Raw genomic sequence first — 20,146 nt, forward strand, 5'->3', positions numbered from 1 at the left:
TATGGAAGCGGGCGCCAGGGCGCCCGCGCTGCTCAGCATAGCGTGTATGGCGACTGCTGCGTTGGTTCAGGTCTTGCTCGGCTCGGGCTGTGGGGTGCCCTCCGAGGCGACGGTGTCGCTTTCGATGGTGCCATCGATGCCGCGGCGACGCTGCCAGCGATCCACCAGGATGACGGCGGCGGGCCCCAGAATGGCAGTGGTCAGGGTCGAAATGGAAATCTGCGAGGTCGCGATGGCCACCAGGTCATGATACTGCTGTGCCTCGGCGGCACTCATCATGCCCGAACCGGCGGCGACCGAAGCCGCAGCGGCAATGGCGGCCGGGGTGCCTGCGGCGTTGCCGGCCGTAGTGGCTTCCGAAATCGGGGCGATCACGCTGCGCTCACGGAACAGCCGGAAGACCAGGATGCCGACACCGCCGGTCAGTACCGTGGTCATCACCCCCAGCAGCAGTCCGGCGCCCACGACTTCGGGATTGAAGAAGGCGGCCAGATTCATGTTGGCGCCCAGCGCAAAGGCAAAGAAGGGTACCGGCAGAATTTCGCCCGGCTTGAGAAAGGCGCGAATATCTTCGTCAATATTGCCCAGCAGCATGCCCAGCGCAATGGGCAGCAGTACGGCAATAAAGGCGATGACCGGGAACTGGGACCCCAGCAGACCCAGGGACATCAGGGTAAAGAAGGGGCCGTCATTAAGCGACAGGATGGCCACAGCGCCGGTATCCGAACGGTTACCATACTGGCTGGTCAGAGCGGCGTACATGCCGCCGTTGCCGTTGGTCATGGCAGCGATGATGGCCACGGTCGACAGCCCCAGTAGACCGTTGAAGGGTCCGAACAGCCATCCAAGCAGGACACCGACTGCCAGCCCGGTGAGATATTTGGCAGCGACCAGCAGCACGCCCTTCTTGAGCGCACGGCCACCGACGCGCAGGTTCATCTGACTGCCCGAACAGAACAGGAACAGGGCAATCAGTACCAATGCGCCATCCTTGAACAGTTCCTGGGAGAAACCGCCGATGCGCAGGAATTCGTAATGTCCGTCGCTGGTCTGTCCGGCGCCGAGCCATTGCAGGAATGATGTAATCCAGGGCAGGTGAAGCTGATCCAGGGTATTGAGCGCGGCACCGAGGATCAGGGGCACCACCATCAGTCCACCCGGGACCTTTTCGACATTGGCTAGCAGGCGCATGGGAGACCTCCCGACTGTTACCGTCCAACCGGTATTGCGCTGATGGATATCTGTAATGATCGAATCGATGTAAAAAATGATCGAATCAATCATTAAGAGCAATGCCACCATGGATCGGTATTTTTCTCGGGATAAGTGGTTTTGTGCTTTATTTTATTGTTTTTAAATGGTTATTTGTTTTGTTGAGAAGGATGTCGTAAGACCAATGTCCAGGGAGGGAATGACAGAAATGATCGATTCGATCCAGTTGCAACATGGTTTTACGTCTCACTGCTCTATTGATCACTCGTCCTGAACTAAACTGGAAGCCTCGATCGAGGAAAGCAGGAGGCTTTCATGGAAATTCGCACCGATAGAGCAGTCGTTACCCCCGAAGGAGAGTCATTCGGTCGCGTGGTCAGTGCCGATGAGCGCTATGTCAAGATCGAGACAGCATCGGGCAAGCACCGCTGGATTCCCCGGGAGCTGATGCGTGAAGAAGCCGACAGACTGGTGGCCGATCAGGCGATCAATCGCCGGGCGCGCATCGAGGAGGCTGATCCCGATATTGATATGAGTGATGGGTCCGAGCGTGTGGATGAGGCCGTTCGTGAAACCTTTCCCGCCAGCGACCCTCCCGACTTTACGTCGGATCGGAAATAAGCGTCCGATTCATGCTCGGTGAGCGCCAGCCATCGTGAATGATGGCTGGTGCTTCTGACTCAGGAGCTCTCGGTAGCGGCAACAATACGGGCGCGTCCTGCGCGCTTGGCCATGTAAAGGGCGCGATCGGCCTGTTCGAGCAGCTGGGTCATCTCCTGCCCCTGGCGAGGGGCTTCTATCAGACCGGCGGAAAAGCTTCGCTGCTCAATGACGCCTTCTTCCAGCGTCAGACGCCAGTTTCGAAAACGATCCAGAATCATCCCCAGACGCCGCTCGGCGATGTTGGCACTGGCGCCAGGCATGACCACCACGAATTCTTCACCCCCATAACGACAGGCGATATCGCTGGAGCGCAACATGCCCTCCATGATACGAGCGATGGCGCGAAGCACTTCGTCGCCGATGTCATGGCCCCAGGTGTCATTGAGCTGCTTGAAGTGGTCCAGGTCCAGCAGCACCAGCGAGAGTGGCTGATCGGGTGTGGCCCGGCTCAGGAGGCTGGGCAGTTCGGTTTCCAGATGACGTCGATTGTAGAGGCCGGTCAGTGCATCCCGATAGGCATGCCGGGTCAGTTGCTGACGCAGGCGCAGATTGATGACACTCAGGGTTACGGCGCGCGCGGCATCGCTGGCCATACGCTCCAGGCGTTCACGGTCCTCTTCATCCTCGGGTGTGCCACGCAGGGTCAGCTTGCCGATGGTGCCAGCAGCCGTTTCCAGACGTTCTTCGTGATGAAAAGTGTGCTGTTCACACCCCTGCGTTCCCCAGCGGACCCGGTGTGCGTCTTCTTCCAGCTCTTCAAAACGCAGTGCCAGTACGCCGCAGACTTCAGGGAAACAGTTCGGTAGTTCCTGTTCGAGTAGATGCGGCAGTTCACTCAGTTCGGTCAGGGTATAGAGTCGGGTGCCGAGCTGATTGAGATGGCGCCGATTTTCGCCGTAGCGGGCCAGACGCTGGTTCAATTGATGCAGCTTGTTTTCGGCGTGTTTGCGAGCACTGATGTCATGCACCATTTCATAAATCAGCTGACGACCATCGCGAACGATGGAAGCCGTGAAGACTTCGACTTCGCGAACCCTGCCGTCACGACCCAGATGTCGGGATTCGAAATGGCTGCTACCGGATTCCAGTGAGCGCTCGATCCTGGCGCGAATATCGGTCAATGGTGTCTGTACCAGCTCACTGAGTTTCATCTGGCGCAACTCGGCCAGCGAATAACCGTAATACTCCACTGCCGCCGGGTTGGCATCCTCGATTCGGTCGCTCTCGGGATCGACCAGCAGCTTGATGGCATTGCCACTTTCAAAGGTACTGCGATAGAGCTCGGCATTCTCTCTGAGCAGACTCATGGCCCGGCGCTGATCGCTGATATCCTCGATAACACCCAGATAATCGCCTTCGGGCAGGGGGGTGACCAGCCAGCGTGTCCAGCGTTCTTCGGCCTGGCGGTCGGCCAGCGCGATCTGCTCGCGAAAGGGCGTGTATTCATCTGTTGTGGCCTGACGCCACTGCTGCCAGTGACGCTTGACCTCTGCACGGCGCTCATGATTGATCCATTGCCAGATACCATGGGGCGCCGGATGTTCATCCTGCCGGTTGTCCAGCAGCCGACGCAGCGCACCATTATGCTGCTGCAATTCCCCTTGCGAATTGAAGACCATCAGCCCCATGGGCGCCGTGTCGAAGATGGCCTGCAATCGGCTACGCACATGACTGAGTTCCTGTTCGCGCTCCCGAATCGGCTGAATATCAAGCGCTGTGCCCACCAGTCGGGTCGGCTGACCGCTGGCGTCGCGGGCCATGATCTGTCCATTGATTCGCAGCCAGCACCAGTGACCGTGGGCATCCCGGACCCGGGCTTCACAGTGCCAGTACTCGGCATGACCGGACAGATGGGCCTGCAGCGTCTCGCGCACATGAGCTTGATCCTCGGGGTGGATCATGCGCTGCCGCCAGTGCTCGGTTCGACGAGGCAGTTCGCCATCGCGATAGCCCAGATTGTGGTGGAACTGACTGGAGCAGAAGAGGCGGTCCTCGCTCAGATCGAAATCCCATACACCAGTCTCGGAACCGGTCAGGGCCAGTTGCCAGCGCTGTTCCTGATGGGTGAGCGCCTGCTGAGCGCGCGCCATCGATTGCCAGGGAAGGCGCAAATGGGTCAGAAACAGGGCTCTGAAAATCAATACATAGGAAACGGCCTTGTAGAGATGGCCAATGACATTGAATTCATCGTTGGCCGTACCGTAGAGAGTGAAGCAGATCTCCGCCATGGCAGTAATCCAGGCGGCCACTGTCAGCATTTCGCGATCCTGGCGCTGACCGATGCGATTGTTGCGCAGTAGCAGCAAACCTGCGATCACGGCCATGATCGCCAATAGCCACTCGCTGGCGATCTTGACGCTGGTAAGGCCGGTAGTGCTGTCATACAGGCGTGGCAGCCAGCCGGGTTGGGCCATGCCGGTGGCGGCGCCGATCAGGAAAAGCGCTGAAAACAGGAGGATGATGCGCCGTCCCGTGGGGCGTTTTGCTGAGGGCTTCGAGGCAGGTGCCAGCAGTAGTAGACCGGTGATGGCGCTCAACCGGGCCAGCAGCCAGAAATGGATGGCCTTGTTGAGCGTGTTGGGTGTGAACAGCTCTGGCATGCCCGGCATCGTCAGCAGATGCAGGGTATCGAAGCCCGCCGATAACAGGAAAAGACAGCCAACGGCAGTCAGGCGAGAGGAGAGCTGCTTGTAGCCGTTGAATACAGCCAATGCTGCCAGCACTGCCACGATGACGCACAGAATCTCGGTCAGGGAGTGAAAGCCGAGATAGGGCGCTGTGCTGGCAAAGATCTGAAAGCGTGGCAGCAGGGTCAGTACCACCAGCAGGCTCAGCATCAGCCAGAAGATGGCCCCACTGGGGCCTGTAAAGAGGCGGCTCAGCGCCGTTGTCAGTCGCGCCATGGTAGTGCCATCGGTCCCTGGAAGTGCTGATTTATCAGTGTACACAGGATGTTGCGCGTGCCACCCGATGAACAGCGGCCATCAACGACGCTATAACGACTTTTCCGGTATGGTCTGATTCGGAGCGGGATCAGCGCCAGTCATGACGTCGACGATAGAGATAGACCCCGCCGAGTCCCGCCGAACGCACCAGGGTAAATACCGTGAAGGCCAGCCATAGCCCGTGATTGCCGAAAGGTTGGGTCAGCCACCAGACCGGCAGATAGACGGCGAGGGCCAGAATCAGGGTGTCGCGCATCGGCCGCGTGGCAGTTGCGCCAATAAAGACCCCATCGAACAGATAACTCCAGACGGCAATCAGCGGCATGATGACGACCCAGCCGAGATAGCGATCAGCGAAATCCCGTACCGAGGCAAGGTCGGTCAGCAGCGCGATCAGATCGCTGCCCCAGAAAGCGAACACCAGGGCTGCCCCACCAGCCGTGATCAATGACAGCAGCAGACAGGTTCTGACCGTAAGTGCGAAATCCGCCCAGTCATGACGACCGGCAGCTCGCCCGGTGAGCGCCTCGGCGGCATTGGCGAAACCATCGAGCCCATATGAAATCATCATGACCAGCTGCATCAGTACGGCATTGGCAGCCAGCGGGGTATCACCCAGACGTGCCCCCTGGGATGTGAAAAACGCCATCGCGAACAGCAGGCAGAGTGTACGCACGAACAGATGACGGTTGACGCGAAAAAGCGTGGCGTAAGCGCTCCACCGTTTCAGGGGTCGGCTATCCAGCTCTCCTGACAGCTGGCCCAGGCGATGACGCACGAGCACAATGCCCACGCCCAGGGTGGCGTACTCGGCAATCGCCGAAGCGGCGGCCACGCCATTGCTGGTCATGTCGAATCCGAGCACAAACAGCAGGTCCAGCACGATATTGAGGCTGTTGGTGGTCAGCATCAGGATCAGCGTGACCCGGCTGTTCTGCTGCCCCAGAAACCAGCCGATGATGGCGTAGTTGATCAGTACCGCGGGTGCGGCAAGGATGCGGATATGGGCATAGCCTTCGGCCAGCGCTCGGGTGTCCGGCTCACCATGGAGCAGCCAGAGTCCCAGTTCGATCAGCGGCTCGGAGAGCGCGATCAGCGCTACCCCCAGTCCGAGTGCGATGATCAACGCCTGGCCGAGCAGATTGCGCAGTGCCTGCTCGTCCTCGGCACCGTATGCCTGGGCCGCGAGACCGGTGGTGCCCATGCGCAGGAAACCGAAACCCCAGAACAGGAAGCTGAACAGGGTAGCGCCCAGGGTGACGGCGGCCAGATAACGGGGATCCGGCAGATGGCCGACCACGGCCGTGTCCACCAGACCCAACAGGGGAACGCTGATATTCGAGACGATGATCGGCCAGGCGAGTCGGCGAATTTCATTAAAACGCTGACGGGACGCCGTGGGCGTGGTGCTCATGGAAGCTCCTGGGAAGATCGTTCAGTAACGGCGGAAAGCGATAGTGGCGAGCCGATTCATGTACTGCAAGCCCTTTGATTCCTGAACTACTTTGTTAAGGTGGCATTAATTCAGGGAACAGTGTGCGAAAACGATGTATGTCCTGCAGCACACGGGCCACTACACGGCAGCCTTCACGGATAATGACAATCTCTCGGGGGCGCTGTCCGACTTCGACAACCAGAAGGAACTGGAACATGCCTCATTCAAGGCTTCATGCCGGCCTGGGTATTTCACTGGGTGGGCTTCTGCTGACAGGCTCCGCTCAGGCAGCCGTCACCGATATCGATTATCTCTCTCCCGGTATTCAGCTCCCGAGCGCCGATATCGAGCTCTATAACAATCGTCAGAGTGGTATTCGCCTCAATGGCGGTCTGACACTTTATGGATATGGCGCCACCACGCGCAATGCCAATTTCGGTGCCAGTGAAAGTATCAGTGGCAACCCCACCAAACGCCATCCCTCATGGTGGGAAGCCACGGCCATGCCCACCCTGACCGGTGAGGTGGATCTGCCGAATGCCGGGACTGCCTTTGCCGGGGTGACGGCAGTAGGCAGCATGACCCGCGGCAATGCCTATGGTGATGTGGATGGCGCCACGCCGGACCATCCCGAGGATGCTCGTATCGACCGTGCCTACCTTGGGTGGCGTAGCGGCGCCCTGTTTGCCGATTCGCTTGGCAAGGATGCGCTGACTGTTTCATTCGGGCGACAGAAATTCGAATTTGGCGAAGGCTTCCTGGTTGGCGACGGCTACCTTGATACCGGCAAGTATGGTGGCTACTGGATCGGTGCCAGCGAAGGCTTCCACAATACGGCCATCCTCTCGTTGGACAGTCATGGCTGGCATGGTGACCTGTTTCATCTCAAAAAGGAGCAGTACGTTCGCGGAGGGCCTGATACCGAGACCAGCATGAACGGGATCAATGCCAGCTATACGCTGGGTGATCGGGCCAAATTCGGTGCGGCAGTGATGCACACCTACGACAGCGATATTTCTGCGCTGGATGGCACTGACATCTATAACCTGCGGGCGAAGGGCAAACCGTTTGCGTCCATTCCGGATCTCTCGCTGGGCGGTCAGTACGTCTACGAGGACAACAATGACAATGGTATTGATGATGACGCCTGGTATGGTCAGGTGACCTACCGTTTCAGCAAGGTGCGCTGGACGCCGGAGCTGGCCTATCGACATGCCGAGTTCAGTGAGAACTACGATACCGTGTTCTACGATTTTGCCGGTGGCTGGGGCAACTGGTACATGGGGGAAATTGTCGGCGAATACATGCTCTTCAACAGCAATCTTGATGTGGACATGGTGCGGGCTTCTCTCAACCCCAGCGAAAGCCTGGAAACCGGCATCATCGGTTACAACTTTCGCTACCATGACACACCTTCCGGTGTGACAGACCGGGACTTCGCCAGGGAAGTCAATCTCTATGCCGACTGGAACATTACCGATCGACTGTCGCTATCCGGCGTCTACGCAGTGGCCTTTCCCGGGGATGGTGCCGAACAGACCTTTATGGGTAATGACCATAGCGCGCAACTGTTCGAGCTGTTTGCCACCTATACGTTCTGAAGCGAAAACACGCATCGGAAAGTAAAAAGGCGCCCGAACGGGCGCCTTTTACTGAGCGGCAAGCCAGCCGACAGCGTGGAATGAGGATTATTCTTCGACCGCCATGATGCGCTCGTACTTGGCGTAAAGCTGTTCACGGCTCTCTTCATGGCCGGGGTCGAGCGGAATGCAGTCCACCGGACAGACCTGCTGACACTGCGGCTCATCGAAATGCCCGACGCATTCGGTACACAGATTGGGATCGATGACGTAGATTTCCTCGCCCTGTGAAATAGCGCCATTGGGGCACTCGGGTTCACAGACGTCACAGTTGATGCACTCGTCGGTGATCATCAGGGACATGGCTTGTACCTCGTATGAACTTCCGCCGACACCGGATGTGCCCGGGCGGAAGGGAGATTAGCGATCGGCAAACGTCTCGGCAAGCACCTCGGCGACACGAGGGTGAACCAGCTTCGACACGTCGCCGCCGAGGCGGGCGATTTCACGAACGATCGTCGATGAAATATAGGAATTCTGGACTTCCGGCGTCAAAAACAGGCTTTCCACATGTGGCGCCTGGGCGCGATTCATGTTGGCCAGCTGAAGTTCGTATTCGAAATCCGACACCGCTCTCAGGCCGCGCAGAATAATATGGGCGCCATGGCGTTCGAGCAGTTCGGTCAACAGACAGCTGAAGCCAACCACCTCGACGTTGTCGAGATGGGTGAGCACCTCGCGGGCCACACCCACCCGTTGATCAAGTGTCAGCGAAGGATGCTTGCGCGGGCTGTCGGCAACGGCAACGATGATCCGGTCAAACAGGCGAGCAGCCCGCTCGATGAGATCGGTATGACCATTGGTGATCGGATCGAAGGTGCCGGGGTAGACCACGATATTCATGCCGACATCCTGTTGCGGGATCGAATGAACGCTGACGCCCTGCATCTCTGCAGGGTGTCTACTTTATCGCAGGAGCCGGGGGCCATGATAGTGGCCTGCCCTTGATACCGATGTGCCATCCGGTGCATGGGGCGCCTTCAGGAGTCGAGGCGGCCAAAGGGATTATCGACCTTCAGCGATACCGGCCGCGCGTAGCCGGGGATATCAATGCGGTCGGCATGAACTGCGAGCTCAGGCCCTTCGAGCACATCCTTGCCAAAGTGATAGATCGGATGGAACTCACCCCCCTGGGCGCGCGACTCGTACTCTGCCTGCCGATCGCGTACTGCTTCCCGGGCCCGGCGCCAGCGCTGCATGGCAGCCTCGCCATGACGCTGACGCAGCAGCCGCTCGGTAATCGCCGGCGACATCACAGGTGCCGTGGCGTTGTTGCCACCGAAGCCCTTGGCATTGACAAAGGAAATGTCGGAGTCGTGCTGGCGATGCTCACGGAAGAACTCGAGATGTTCGTCATATACGTCATCGGCGACGGCATCCAGGGTGAAGATGCCGGGCAGGACACCATGCGCAAAACTGCCCAGCGCACTCATCAGCTGATCGCCACCCGCGGCGCCCTGCGAATGGCCCAGATAGGCCTTGATCGCGACAACCGGCCAGGAATCGATGCCATTGGCGCGGGCTACGGCGTCGAGTACATGGGATTCGGTGGTGCGATTCTTGGGGGTACTGGTGCCATGAGCGTGCACGTGACTGCGTTTTTGTACTGCCTCGTCGCCCAGGATGTCACGCATCAGCGCAACGCTTTTGGCGAGGGTAATGTAGTTGCCGATCCCGGGCGCTGAGATTGAACGCTTGTTGCCATCGGCATTGACAAAGACTTCGGGAACCGCGCCCAGAATATCGGCACCGGTTTCCAGGGCCAGACTGTCATCCATCAACAGCAGAAACTGGGCGGATTCGGCGATGGTAAAACCGCAGTTGCGCGCAAAGGGGCGACAGGCACGCTGGTAGTCGGCATCGGTGAGCATTTCGAGGGCGTCCAGTGCCTTGAGACTGGCATCATCGGCCAGTGCACTCATCGCCCGAAAGCCTTCGATGATTTCCGGAGTAATGGGGGCATCGGAAGAGCCCACCAGTACCACCCGACGCCGTCCGGAGCGGATGTCATCGACACCAAGGCGCAGGTTGTACAGGAAGCTGGCGCAGGCGCCCTGCATGGCACCTGTGGCACCCACACTGCCAAGCACATAGGCATTGAGGAAGTCAGCCGGCATCTGCCCGTAGCCCAGTGGCATCTGCTTGGAAGTGACCCGATTGCCGGAAAGATAGCTCTGCAGCAGGCCGCCCCAGCCTTCATTGTCGAGCTGACCGATCGAATTGCCGGCATAAACCGCCACTTCATCAGGATCGATCCGGTCGGCCAGCGATTGCCATTCGAAACCGCTTTGGCCCAGGCAGTCGGAGGCGCCGAAGATCGCCATCGACAGGCCGCGCGGATGGTGCACGCTGTGATAGAGCGACGTGGGATCGAAACCGCTTGGCAGCTGTCCGGCGCAGCGCACCAGCGCCTCACGACGATCCGGCAGCAATACTTCCAGCTCGCCGGCCGGCATCGTCACTTCGACATGACGCTTGTCCAGCTCCCGGATCTGCCAGTGCTCTGGCGGTCGATCGGGCAGTTGGCGGCGTCGCAGTGTCGCAGTGGCCGATGAGGCCAGGTTGAGCCTGGCGGCGCGATTGGCAGGGATGCCGGCGGCATTGTAACGATCGTCCTCGAGCCGGCGAATCAGGGTGTGGTCGAGAACGTGACGTTCGTGTCGCGCCAGCAGGGTGGCCGCATCGGTGGCGGAGCCATCGGCATTGACCCAGTCCGGTGCGCGTCGAGACAGCTGCATCAGTGAAGTCAGCCCCAGCAGGGTCTGGTGACGCGAAGTCTCGGGCAGGGCATCGATTACCGTACGACGGAAGGATTGATGCCCCGAGGTTCTGCCGGCAGCATTGACGCCGCCCATGCCGACGATCACCGGTAGCTGTGACAAGTCGCGGCCCTCGCTCATACTGGGGGAATGAAAAAGGCGGCTATCGTCACCGCCATTGCAATCGGGAAATGATACCATTCCCCCCGGCGAGCCGTCATGCCGGGCTTGCGAAGGTATCACGCGCGACCGCCATCATTTGTCCTGCGCCTGCAATGGATGTGTCATGCACGCCAACTCCACGCCTGTTCGTACCGCCCAGCAGCGGCCTCACGAAGACCTTGCAAGACAGATCGAGCGCGCGCTTGGTGCCGCCTGGCAGCGCCCGATCGCCGAGCATACCCGGCAAGCCTTCGAGCAGGCGCAGACATGGCGGGCTGCACGTACCGGCCCCCTGATTCTCGATGCCGGTTGTGGTGTCGGACTCTCGACCCGTGAGTTGGCACGTCGCCAGCCGGATCACAGCGTGATCGGTATTGATCGCAGCGCCGAGCGACTGGGGCGTGATCTTTCCCGTAGCTGGGGGGAGCTGCCTGACAATGCGCTATTGTTACGCGCTGATCTGGTGGATTTCTGGCGACTGGCGCTGGCAGCCGGCTGGCAGCCCGAGCAGCACTATCTGCTTTATCCCAACCCCTGGCCCAAGGTCTCCCAACTCAAGCGGCGCTGGCAGGGACACCCTGTTTTGCCCACACTGCTGGCGTTGGGCGGCACGCTGGAGCTGCGCTCCAACTGGCGGATCTATGTGGAGGAGTTTGCCCAGGCCATCGAGCTGGTCTGTGGCCTTGCGCCGCTGGTTGAGTGGTGGCAGCCCGAGATACCGATGACGCCGTTTGAGCGCAAGTACAAGGAAAGCGGGCAGTCGCTCTGGCGGCTGGTCTGCCGGCTGCCTCATCGCGAGAGTCCCTACACCCGGAAGACCCAATGAGCTGGTTGCCCTATGTCTATCTCGTGATCGCCATTATTGCCGAGGTGATTGCTACCAATGCACTCAAGGCCTCGGCTTCCTTTACCCGTCTGACGCCGAGTCTGATTACCATTGGGGGCTACGGCCTGGCCATGTATCTGCTCTCCCGGGTGTTGAAGACCCTGCCGGTCGGGATTGCCTATGCCATCTGGGCGGGACTGGGGATGGTGCTGACTCTGCTGGTGGCAATGGTGTTATTCGGTGAGCGTCCGGATCTGCCGGCTTTCATCGGCATCGGCCTGATTGTGGCCGGCGTCACGGTGCTGCAATTGTTTTCCGGCATGAATGCCCAGTAAGCTGGGGCACGTTTTTTAACGTACGGCCTGGCCGTATAGAGCTCATCTGACGTTCCTTCTGTTCGGATTTCCTTTCCATGTGGTCATTTTTACCCGGTGTACGTCCGCGCCATGCTTCTGCCAAAGCGCCCACGCGTGGTCTGATGAACCTGTCATTCGGGCAGGGCGGAAAACGATGGTTGTGCTGGGGCGCGCTGGCGGCACTGATGGGCGTCGCCACACTGTCCCGGGCTGCCGGCTTTCCGGCGACAGCCGAACTGGCACACGAGGGGTTTCGGGTCAGCGCTGAAGCCAGACTGCTGGACAGTGGTGAAACCCTGGGCAGCCTGACGCCCACGAATCAGCTGACGCCGGCTTCGGTGTCGAAACTCTATATTGCAGCTGCCGCGCTGGATCGCTGGGGGCCGCAGAAAAGGTTCACGACCCGCCTGGTCACCAACGGTACCGTCAGTGGTCATACGCTGCAGGGGGATCTGATACTGGAAGGCGCCGGCGATCCGGGGCTGACCAGCGAAGATTACTGGAGTCTGGTCCAGCAGTTGCGTCAGCGCGATATCGAGCGCATCAGTGGTCGGGTACTGGTCAGCCAATGGCGGTTTGGACCGGTGGACTGTATTACTACCGATCGCTGTCGCGCGCGGGAGCGCTCACGGCACGCTTATGATGCGCGCCTGACCTCGGCGGCAGTAGATTTCGCAACCTGGTGTGTACGGGTCATGCCGGGCAGTCGGCCTGGTGCCGAGGCCCGGGTCAGTGGCTGTTTCAGTGCCGCGCCACTGCCACGGGTGGCCAATCACGTAAAGACAGTCTCCAGTGGCAAGACCGGCATAAGCGCTGAACGTGTCACGGCGGATAACGGCGAGGACACGCTGGTGCTTTCAGGACAGATCGATAGCGATACCTGGCCACGCACCATCTATCGCTCCGGCTCTCATCCGGCGTCGCAGAGTGCAGCGACCTTTCAGCAGCGACTGCAAGAGGCTGGTATTGCCCTGGATGGCCCGGTAGCCGTGACCAATACGCCGCCGGCCGATGATGCGCGCCCTCTGGCGACGGTCGATGGCAAACCATTGCAGGAACTACTGCTGCGCATGCTCAATTATTCCAATAATTTCATGGCCGATACGCTGGCGCTGGACCTGGCGGATCAACAGCCGGCAGGCCTCAACGATGCCAGCGCTGCGCTGGAGCAGTTTGTGGCCAGGAAAGTACCCGACCACGGGCCGGTCAGTCTGGCTTCGGGAAGTGGCCTGACACCACAAAGCAGCACCAGTGCGCATGGCCTGGTCGCACTGTTGACGAGCATGTATCGCCAGCCAGCACTGTTTCCGGTATTCGTGGCCGGCATGCAGGTGCCGGACAATGGGCCGATGCACTTCATTCGCCGGGGTAGCGATCTCTTCCAGAGCCATGTGATGATCAAGACCGGTACGCTCAACGAGCCAGTGCCGGTGCGCGCCATCGCCGGCTACTTCCGTACCGAATCCGGTCGCTGGGGGGCTTTTGCGGTGATGTTCAATGGTCGGGCGGCTACGCCCTATCTGAACTGGCGCAAGACGCTCACTGCAGTATCCGAAGATCTGACACCGATGATCGAAAACCACTGAAAACAGCCGAGGGTGCCGGGCGGGCAGCGATAGCCGCCCGGCAGCAGTGCCTAACGTGAGGGCATTGCCAGTTCATCAAAGCGCAGATAGAGATCGTTCAGATGCTGTCTGAGCTCCTCGCCCGCCATGGCCATGCCATGACCGGTCATGGCGACCGAGGGTCCCAGCGCTGCCAGCCGACCGACCGAGGCCCTGGCAGCATCCCAGTCGACGGTGAAATAGCGGGGTGGCCCACTGATTTCACGATGCTGGGTAAATACCTTGTAGAGCGATTCCTGCTTGACGGTGACAAAGGCGTCTCCGGCAATCAGGGCGCGGTCTGCAGGACGGAAAAACGACACATGCCCCGGCGTGTGACCCGGGGTTGGCTCCCACTGCCAATCCGGTAATGGCGGAATGCTCCCATCTTCCGGCAACGCCCGGACACGCTCGGCCAGGTCGATGGGCTGATCGGGAAAAAAGCGTGCCAACTGGCTGATCAGTCCGCCGCCGACATCTGTCCATGGCCCCGGATAGTGCTCCTGGCCGGTCAGGTAGGGAAGTTCCTGTTGATGGGCATACACCGGCACATCCCAGTACTCGGCCAGTTCGACCGCTGCGCCGACATGATCGAAGTGACCATGGGTCAGCACGATGGCGCGAGGTGGGTGATCGGTGCCAAAACGGCTTTCGGCTTCATGGCGAATGCGGTCCTCGCTGCCAGGCATGCCGGCATCAATCAGCACCCAGTCGCCGCTGTCCGGGATGCCGACGAAGTAGACATTGACGATCTGCACCGGCAGGCAGTAGACGTCGCTGATGACCTCATGACCGTCGCCACTCTTGAGCGATGTCATGGGCAGATGCGTATCGTGCAGGGGATTGAATACCATAACAGGTCCTCCGTGACCGAACTCGGCATCAGGGGCAATTAACGAATATGCTGCTGAAGTCTGGTGCGATGGGTCGCTTCTGTCGACAATACAGGTCAGGTTATTGATTCAATTTCGGTCGTGGACGTATTCATGCCTCAACCCCGCTCATTCGATGGTGTAACGGACATCGTGCTTCGCGATGCCGTTGAAGCCGACCTTGTCGGCATCATGGAGATCTACAACCTGGCGGTTGAAAACACGACCGCCATCTGGAACGAGCATACCGTCGATCTGGCCAATCGGCTCGACTGGTGGCGGCAGCGCACGAATGCCGGGTTTCCGGTACTGGTTGCCGTGCTGCCGGCAGAAGAGCGCGTGCTGGGTTATGCTACCTATGGTCCGTTCCGCCCGCATGATGGCTATCGGCACAGCGTTGAACACAGTGTCTATGTCCATCCGGACCGGCGCGGGGAGGGGATCGGTGGACAACTGATGGCGATGCTTATCGAGCACGCCCGGCAACAGGGGCGGCATGCCATGATCGGCGGTATCGATGCCGGCAACCGGGGGTCGATTCGGCTGCATGAGCGATTCGGCTTCAGGCAGGTGGGACTGATGCCACAAGTGGGTTGCAAGTTCGGCCGCTGGCTGGACCTGGCCCTGCTGCAATTGACGCTTGATGATTCTGCCACTCCGCCTGCTGTGACTGTCCGGGCGTCGGAGCCGAGATGATGGAGACTCCGGTCCTGGCGTATGGTCGCAGGGGAGCAGGCTTTGCTAGGATAAATGCTTATCCGCCTCTCATCGGTTTCGGGGAAGCAGGGCCCAAAACCGCAGGACAAGCGCCTGACAACAGGAACGCGCAATGAAACCCGGTCATTCCGGCTTCAGGCGATTGTTGTACTCGACTCGCTATTCGCTCAAGGGGCTTGGTGCCGCCTGGCGTAATGAAGCAGCCTTTCGTCAGGAGCTGATTCTGACCCTGGTATTGCTGCCAACCACCTTTTGGCTGGGACGTTCGCTGCTGGAGTGGCTGTTGCTGCTCGGTAGTGCGTTGCTGGTGATGATTGTGGAGCTGCTCAACTCCGCCATCGAGGCGATTGTCGATCGAATCGGTGTCGAGCACCATGTACTTTCCGGACGTGCCAAGGATCTGGGGTCGGCCGCTGTCTTCCTTTCGGTACTGTTTGCGTTCCTGGTCTGGGGCAGTTTGCTGCTCTCCCGACTGGGTGTGCCATTGCACACATAACAGCTGGCGCCGAGACCTTCGTTCTTTCGTGCACTGCAATGCCCCGTGGACGCTCACTGTGTCCCTCATGCCTGCCTCCGGGGTGAGCTGTCGGGACTGCTATTCTGCACGGCCATGTTCAATGACAGCCGGAGTCGCTGTGTCGCCGCAACGCACTCGCATCCTGATCGCGCTGCTGATCACGTTCGTGATGATGACGCCGATCGGCGTTGATATCTATCTGCCTTCATTGCCTGACATGGCACGTTCACTGGGCTATTCCACTGCCGCATTGCAGATCACGGTAACGCTGTTTCTGTTTACGGTAGGAATCGGGCAGGTCGTGGTCGGACCGCTTTCTGATCGCTTCGGTCGGCGTCCGGTGGCATTGGGTGGGTTGCTGGCCTTCGTGCTGGGGGCTGGGCTGGGCATGTTTCTCGAGAAGCTCATGCTGCTCTATGCGGCACGCATACTTCAGGGCCTGGGCGCATGTGCCACGACCGTGGTGGCCTTTGCTGCGGTTCGGGATCGCTTCACACCGCAGCGAGGTGCGCATCTCTACAGCTATCTCAATGGGGCGCTTTGTGCGATCCCCGCACTGGCACCGGCGCTCGGCGGAGTGCTGGCAACCTCATTGGGCTGGCGCAGCAATTTTCTGTTCATGGTGCTGTTCGGGTTGCTGGTGGGTGGCGCGAGTCTGGTGGGATTTCCCGAGACGCTGGCTCGGGCACAGCGGAGTGATGAGCCGCTCTACCAGCGCGCCCGGTATGCACCAATGCTGCACAGCCTGCGTTTCTGGTGGTGTGCGCTGATTGCGTTATCGGGCATGTCGATGGTCTTTGTCTATGTTACTTCGGCACCGGTGGTACTGGTCGAGCGCCTGGGGTACAGCCAGCTGGGCTTCAGTGCCTGGTTTGGTGGTAATGCCGCACTCAATGTTCTGAGCTTCCTGTTGGCACCCGGTGTCATTCGGCGCTGGGGAAGGCTGGCGACGGTGCGACTGGGCGTGGCCATCATGGTCCTGTCCGGGGTGATGCAGCTGATGGTCGATCAGTGGTTGTTAGTCAGTGCCCTCACTTTCATGGCGCCGGTGGCGGTGCTGACGGTGGGTTTTTCCCTGGCGCTGGGGGCTACGGTCAGTCTGGCACTGGAACCCTTTGCCGATCGAGCCGGTACTGCTGCCGCCCTGATCGGTCTCTTCCAGCTCAGCGGCGGGGCGGCATTGTCGACGCTACTGGTCAATTCGCCGCTTTCACCGGCATTGGCCATGGCGGCCGTCGGCTTGCTGCTGCTCGCGCCGCTGCTGATCGCCACCCCACAGGTGGCGCGCCGCTGCGGATTGGGGCGATAGCTGCAGCGCTGTAATCAGTGGTTGGAAGCCGGCTGAGGTTCATCTTCCGGACGCGGCGCGCCATGACCCAGTACGCTGGCCAGCGCTGGCAGGATCTGAATCTCGACCAGCGAGCTCAGGGTATCGGCCGGAGGACGGGCGTTGATGGCAGCCCAGGCGGGTGGCAGGCCTGAGGCACGGACGTCCACGCTGGCTTCGGTCACCGGCACGACATAGACTTCGGCGACCTCGAGCAGTTCGGGCTGATCGTCGTCAAGATCGGAAAAGCGACCGATCCACATGGCTTCATGGGTATCGATCGTCGTGCCAAGAATGGTGCGTGACAACCCGGCAACGATATCGAGCGGCTCGCTGTCATCCTCGTGGGCGACTCGTGGCAGGGTGAAGCGCCCCTGAGCCTGAGGCTGAATGACCAGCAGCTCATGGCGCTCGTTGATGAAGGCCGTCGCAATGGAGCGTCGGATGGTGCGCATGGTTCAGTCGATCCCGATGTCGTGGCGTTCTCTAAGGGCCGGCAGAATGGCGTCGCGCAGCAGCGGCGCCAGGCGCTGCGGATCAGACTGATCGTCCAGCGCCAACCAGTCCACCGCTTCGATCTCTCCACCGGCTGCTGGCGTCATCAGCTCCAGAATGGCGTGGTCGATTTCGAAAACATCGGCATCCACTATGGTATCGGGCTCATGGGCAGCGGGCGCACTGAAGCGGCCCAGCAATACCAGATGCGGTTCGGCCAGTTCGCCGCCAAGCTCTTCCTGCCATTCACGCAGCAGTGTTGCCATGGGGGTTTCACCGCTCTCCGGCTTACCGCCCGGCAGCATGTAAACGTCAGTCCCCCGCTTGCGCACGATCAGTAGGCGCTGATGCCGATCCAGCAGGCAGCCAGCGACAACATGGAGGCGTTCCGTCATGGCATCAACCATCGGCAGGTGACTTGAGAGAGGGTCAGCATAGCGTACTGGCACGATGTCTGTCCTGTCTGGCATCGGCACCTCTTTCTTTTGCCCTTGCGCTGAATGATCAGGAAATCTTCATCATCGGATGCTGGAATACGCGCCTGTCGGGCTATCGGCATTCGGGATCGGGCCCGTGATACACGGAGTGGCACATGTCGGCAGGAATTGAAGTAGTGGGTCGCAGCGGGTGGCGTCGAAAGTGCAGTGAACCACGGAGATCGGTGTCATGATGCTGACGGACTGGCACCCCTGGCAGGCGCTGATACTGGGCATCGTGGAAGGGATAACCGAATTCCTCCCGGTTTCCAGTACCGGGCATCTGATTCTGGTGGCGCACTGGATCGGCTTTGATGGACGGGTCAGCAAACCCTTTGAAGTCGTTATTCAGCTGGGGTCGATTCTGGCGGTGATCTGGGCTTATCTCGATCGCGTGATCTTTGCCGTGAGGGGGGTCGTTCAACGTGACCCGGTGGCACTGCGCTTTGCCCGCAACGTGTTGCTGGGTTTTTTGCCATCGGCAGTGGTGGGGTTTGTGTTCATCGATCAGATTACTCGGGTACTGTTCGATCCTCGCATTGTGGCTGGCATGCTGATCATCGGTGGCGTGGTCATTATCATGATTGAACGGTTCGTTCGGGCACCGGTCATCAGTGCTACCGACGACATCGGCTGGCGCCAGGCTCTGGCGGTGGGTGTGGCCCAGTGTTTCGCTGTCATCCCCGGCACCTCGCGCTCTGGTGCGACCATCGTCGGGGGCATGCTGAGCGGTTTGTCGCGCAGGACCGCTACCGAGTTCTCCTTCTTTCTGGCCATTCCCACCATGCTCGGTGCCACCACGCTGGATCTGTGGAAGTATCACACGGGATTGACGTTCGGTGATGTTCTGACCATTGCGGTGGGGTTCATGGCCGCCTTTGTCAGCGCATTGATCGTGGTTAGAGTGCTGGTACGTTTTGTCGAGAGACATACGCTGGCGGTTTTCGGCTGGTATCGCATCCTGTTCGGCGGGTTACTGATGGTGTTGTTGTTTACCGGTCACGGATGATGCCGGCGAGGAACGGGCAAAGCGGGCGATGAAGCGTGCCATGGAAGGGCCGACCAGAATGACCGTGAACAGGCGCAGTGTCTGTAAGGCAGCCACAATGCCGATATCGGCATGCGTATCCAGCGCAATGATGGTCATCGAATCCAGTCCACCCGGACTGGTGGCCAGATAGGCACTGACGAAATCGGTCTTGAGCAGTGAAAACAGGGCTGCCGCCGACAGGGCGCACATTGCAATCAGTACCAGCGAGGCGAGCAGCATCCACTTGAAGGCGTGGGTGACATTGCGCACCGTCTGACGATCGAAGCGCAGCCCGACATAGACGCCGATCAGGGCATAGGCAAACTGCAAAAGTGGCCCCGGCAGGGTGATGGGCACCCATTGGGTGACATGCAGGACGGTACCAATGACCATCGGCCCCAGCAGGGCGCCCGCCGGCAGCAGACGGTCCACTACCCATACGCCCAGTGCAATGACGGCAAGAGAAACCCCCAGACCGCCGATACCTGATGGCGTCCACTGCATGGGTGCGCCGCGGTGACTCTGACCGTCACCGGCTCCCAGCCAATGACTGACCAGCGCGCCTACGAGTACCACACAGATAACTCGAACATACTGCATGGCCGCGACAATGCGTGGATCGGCATTGGCCTCCTCCGCCATGGCCACCATGGCGGCGGCGGCCCCGGGCGTGGTGCCCCAGGCTGCGGTAGTGCCCGGCAAGCCGCCATAACGCACCAGTCCGATACCCACCAGCAGGCTCAATAGCAGGGTAATGGCGATGGCCAGTAGCATGACCGGCCAGCCCTGCAGAATCGTCAACAATATTGGCAGTGTCATGGTCTGTGCGATCAGACACCCGACCACGCCCTGACCGCATTTGAACAGGGTGCGTGGCAGCCGTAGTCGCATTCCGCTGATACCGAAGAGAATGGCGACTGCCATGGGTCCGATGAATGCGCCGGCGGGCATTTGCAGCGCCTGTAGCAACAGGCTGGCAATGGTGCAGGCGGCGATCAGGGCCAGCCAGCGCCAGAGCACCAGGGGTGAGAAGTGTAGACGATTAATGCGCACCGCCGACCGACTCCATAAAAGCCTCAAGCATAGCACGCCAGCATCGAACATGTGGCC

The 20,146-nt window shown here is 60.0% G+C and carries 19 protein-coding genes; 9 read left to right on the forward strand and 10 right to left on the reverse strand.

What is annotated here, in order from left to right:
* Positions 1-66 precede the first annotated feature (66 nt).
* On the reverse strand, positions 67-1,191 hold the full coding sequence (locus FY550_RS02765; RefSeq protein ID WP_070981886.1) for a 2-keto-3-deoxygluconate permease: 1,125 nt from the start codon (positions 1,189-1,191) through the stop codon (positions 67-69).
* Between the two features lie 336 nt (positions 1,192-1,527).
* On the opposite strand from FY550_RS02765, the gene FY550_RS02770 reads away from it, so the two are divergent.
* Positions 1,528-1,833, forward strand: a complete 306-nt coding sequence (locus FY550_RS02770; RefSeq protein ID WP_070981498.1) for a hypothetical protein — start codon at positions 1,528-1,530, stop codon at positions 1,831-1,833.
* Positions 1,834-1,892: 59 nt separating this feature from the next.
* Here the strand turns inward: FY550_RS02770 and FY550_RS02775 are convergent, their stop codons facing one another.
* On the reverse strand, positions 1,893-4,778 hold the full coding sequence (locus FY550_RS02775) for an MASE3 domain-containing protein (protein WP_070981500.1): 2,886 nt from the start codon (positions 4,776-4,778) through the stop codon (positions 1,893-1,895).
* Between the two features lie 130 nt (positions 4,779-4,908).
* Entirely contained in the window at positions 4,909-6,234 is a 1,326-nt protein-coding gene (locus FY550_RS02780) for an MATE family efflux transporter (protein WP_070981502.1), read from the reverse strand.
* A 236-nt stretch (positions 6,235-6,470) separates the two neighbouring features.
* On the opposite strand from FY550_RS02780, the gene FY550_RS02785 reads away from it, so the two are divergent.
* Positions 6,471-7,856, forward strand: coding sequence for an alginate export family protein (locus FY550_RS02785; RefSeq protein ID WP_070981504.1), 1,386 nt, complete (start codon positions 6,471-6,473; stop codon positions 7,854-7,856).
* Positions 7,857-7,943: 87 nt separating this feature from the next.
* Here the strand turns inward: FY550_RS02785 and FY550_RS02790 are convergent, their stop codons facing one another.
* The 3 genes from FY550_RS02790 to FY550_RS02800 form a co-directional block, all read right to left on the reverse strand.
* The gene (locus FY550_RS02790; RefSeq protein WP_070981506.1) at positions 7,944-8,198 is read right to left on the reverse strand and encodes a YfhL family 4Fe-4S dicluster ferredoxin; all 255 of its coding nucleotides are present in this window, start codon (positions 8,196-8,198) and stop codon (positions 7,944-7,946) included.
* A 57-nt stretch (positions 8,199-8,255) separates the two neighbouring features.
* Positions 8,256-8,738, reverse strand: coding sequence for a pantetheine-phosphate adenylyltransferase (gene coaD / locus FY550_RS02795; RefSeq protein ID WP_149054342.1), 483 nt, complete (start codon positions 8,736-8,738; stop codon positions 8,256-8,258).
* Positions 8,739-8,875: 137 nt separating this feature from the next.
* Positions 8,876-10,750: a beta-ketoacyl synthase gene (locus FY550_RS02800; RefSeq protein WP_149054687.1), complete on the reverse strand. Its 1,875-nt coding sequence runs from the start codon at positions 10,748-10,750 to the stop codon at positions 8,876-8,878.
* Between the two features lie 190 nt (positions 10,751-10,940).
* Between FY550_RS02800 and trmB the strand changes: the two genes are divergently transcribed.
* The 3 genes from trmB to dacB all read left to right on the forward strand — a co-directional run bounded on the left by trmB (position 10,941) and on the right by dacB (position 13,584).
* Positions 10,941-11,642 carry a tRNA (guanine(46)-N(7))-methyltransferase TrmB gene (trmB, locus tag FY550_RS02805; protein ID WP_070981508.1) on the forward strand — a complete coding sequence of 234 codons (702 nt, stop codon included), beginning with the start codon at positions 10,941-10,943 and terminating at the stop codon, positions 11,640-11,642.
* On the forward strand, positions 11,639-11,977 hold the full coding sequence (locus FY550_RS02810; RefSeq protein ID WP_070981511.1) for a DMT family transporter: 339 nt from the start codon (positions 11,639-11,641) through the stop codon (positions 11,975-11,977). The genes trmB and FY550_RS02810 overlap by 4 nt, the downstream gene beginning before the upstream one ends.
* A 77-nt stretch (positions 11,978-12,054) precedes the next feature.
* Entirely contained in the window at positions 12,055-13,584 is a 1,530-nt protein-coding gene (gene dacB, locus FY550_RS02815) for a D-alanyl-D-alanine carboxypeptidase/D-alanyl-D-alanine endopeptidase (RefSeq protein WP_233350261.1), read from the forward strand.
* A gap of 50 nt (positions 13,585-13,634) precedes the next feature.
* Here dacB and FY550_RS02820 read toward each other — a convergent pair whose 3' ends face one another.
* Positions 13,635-14,456, reverse strand: a complete 822-nt coding sequence (locus FY550_RS02820) for an MBL fold metallo-hydrolase (protein WP_070981514.1) — start codon at positions 14,454-14,456, stop codon at positions 13,635-13,637.
* 132 nt (positions 14,457-14,588) lie between these two features.
* Here FY550_RS02820 and FY550_RS02825 point away from each other — a divergent pair, with 132 nt between their 5' ends.
* From FY550_RS02825 to FY550_RS02835, 3 genes are all read left to right on the forward strand, one after another.
* A complete protein-coding gene (locus FY550_RS02825; RefSeq protein ID WP_168169371.1) occupies positions 14,589-15,170 on the forward strand; it encodes a GNAT family N-acetyltransferase in 582 nt (193 codons plus the stop codon).
* Positions 15,171-15,303: 133 nt separating this feature from the next.
* A complete protein-coding gene (locus FY550_RS02830; RefSeq protein WP_149054343.1) occupies positions 15,304-15,687 on the forward strand; it encodes a diacylglycerol kinase in 384 nt (127 codons plus the stop codon).
* A gap of 139 nt (positions 15,688-15,826) precedes the next feature.
* Positions 15,827-17,017 (forward strand): multidrug effflux MFS transporter, encoded by a 1,191-nt coding sequence (locus FY550_RS02835; RefSeq protein ID WP_233350262.1) that lies wholly within the window; start codon positions 15,827-15,829, stop codon positions 17,015-17,017.
* 14 nt (positions 17,018-17,031) lie between these two features.
* Here the strand turns inward: FY550_RS02835 and FY550_RS02840 are convergent, their stop codons facing one another.
* Together FY550_RS02840 and FY550_RS02845 are read right to left on the reverse strand one after the other, a co-directional pair.
* The gene (locus FY550_RS02840) at positions 17,032-17,490 is read right to left on the reverse strand and encodes a hypothetical protein (protein WP_070981519.1); all 459 of its coding nucleotides are present in this window, start codon (positions 17,488-17,490) and stop codon (positions 17,032-17,034) included.
* A gap of 3 nt (positions 17,491-17,493) precedes the next feature.
* Positions 17,494-18,000 carry an NUDIX hydrolase gene (locus FY550_RS02845; protein ID WP_199287839.1) on the reverse strand — a complete coding sequence of 169 codons (507 nt, stop codon included), beginning with the start codon at positions 17,998-18,000 and terminating at the stop codon, positions 17,494-17,496.
* Between the two features lie 196 nt (positions 18,001-18,196).
* Between FY550_RS02845 and FY550_RS02850 the strand changes: the two genes are divergently transcribed.
* A complete protein-coding gene (locus FY550_RS02850; RefSeq protein ID WP_199287840.1) occupies positions 18,197-19,015 on the forward strand; it encodes an undecaprenyl-diphosphate phosphatase in 819 nt (272 codons plus the stop codon).
* On the opposite strand, the gene FY550_RS02855 is transcribed toward FY550_RS02850, so the two are convergent.
* A complete protein-coding gene (locus tag FY550_RS02855) occupies positions 18,980-20,089 on the reverse strand; it encodes an AbrB family transcriptional regulator (RefSeq protein ID WP_070981521.1) in 1,110 nt (369 codons plus the stop codon). The genes FY550_RS02850 and FY550_RS02855 overlap by 36 nt on opposite strands.
* Positions 20,090-20,146: the final 57 nt, after the last annotated feature.

The sequence above is a fragment of the Kushneria phosphatilytica genome, assembly GCF_008247605.1.
Lineage (GTDB): Bacteria > Pseudomonadota > Gammaproteobacteria > Pseudomonadales > Halomonadaceae > Kushneria > Kushneria phosphatilytica.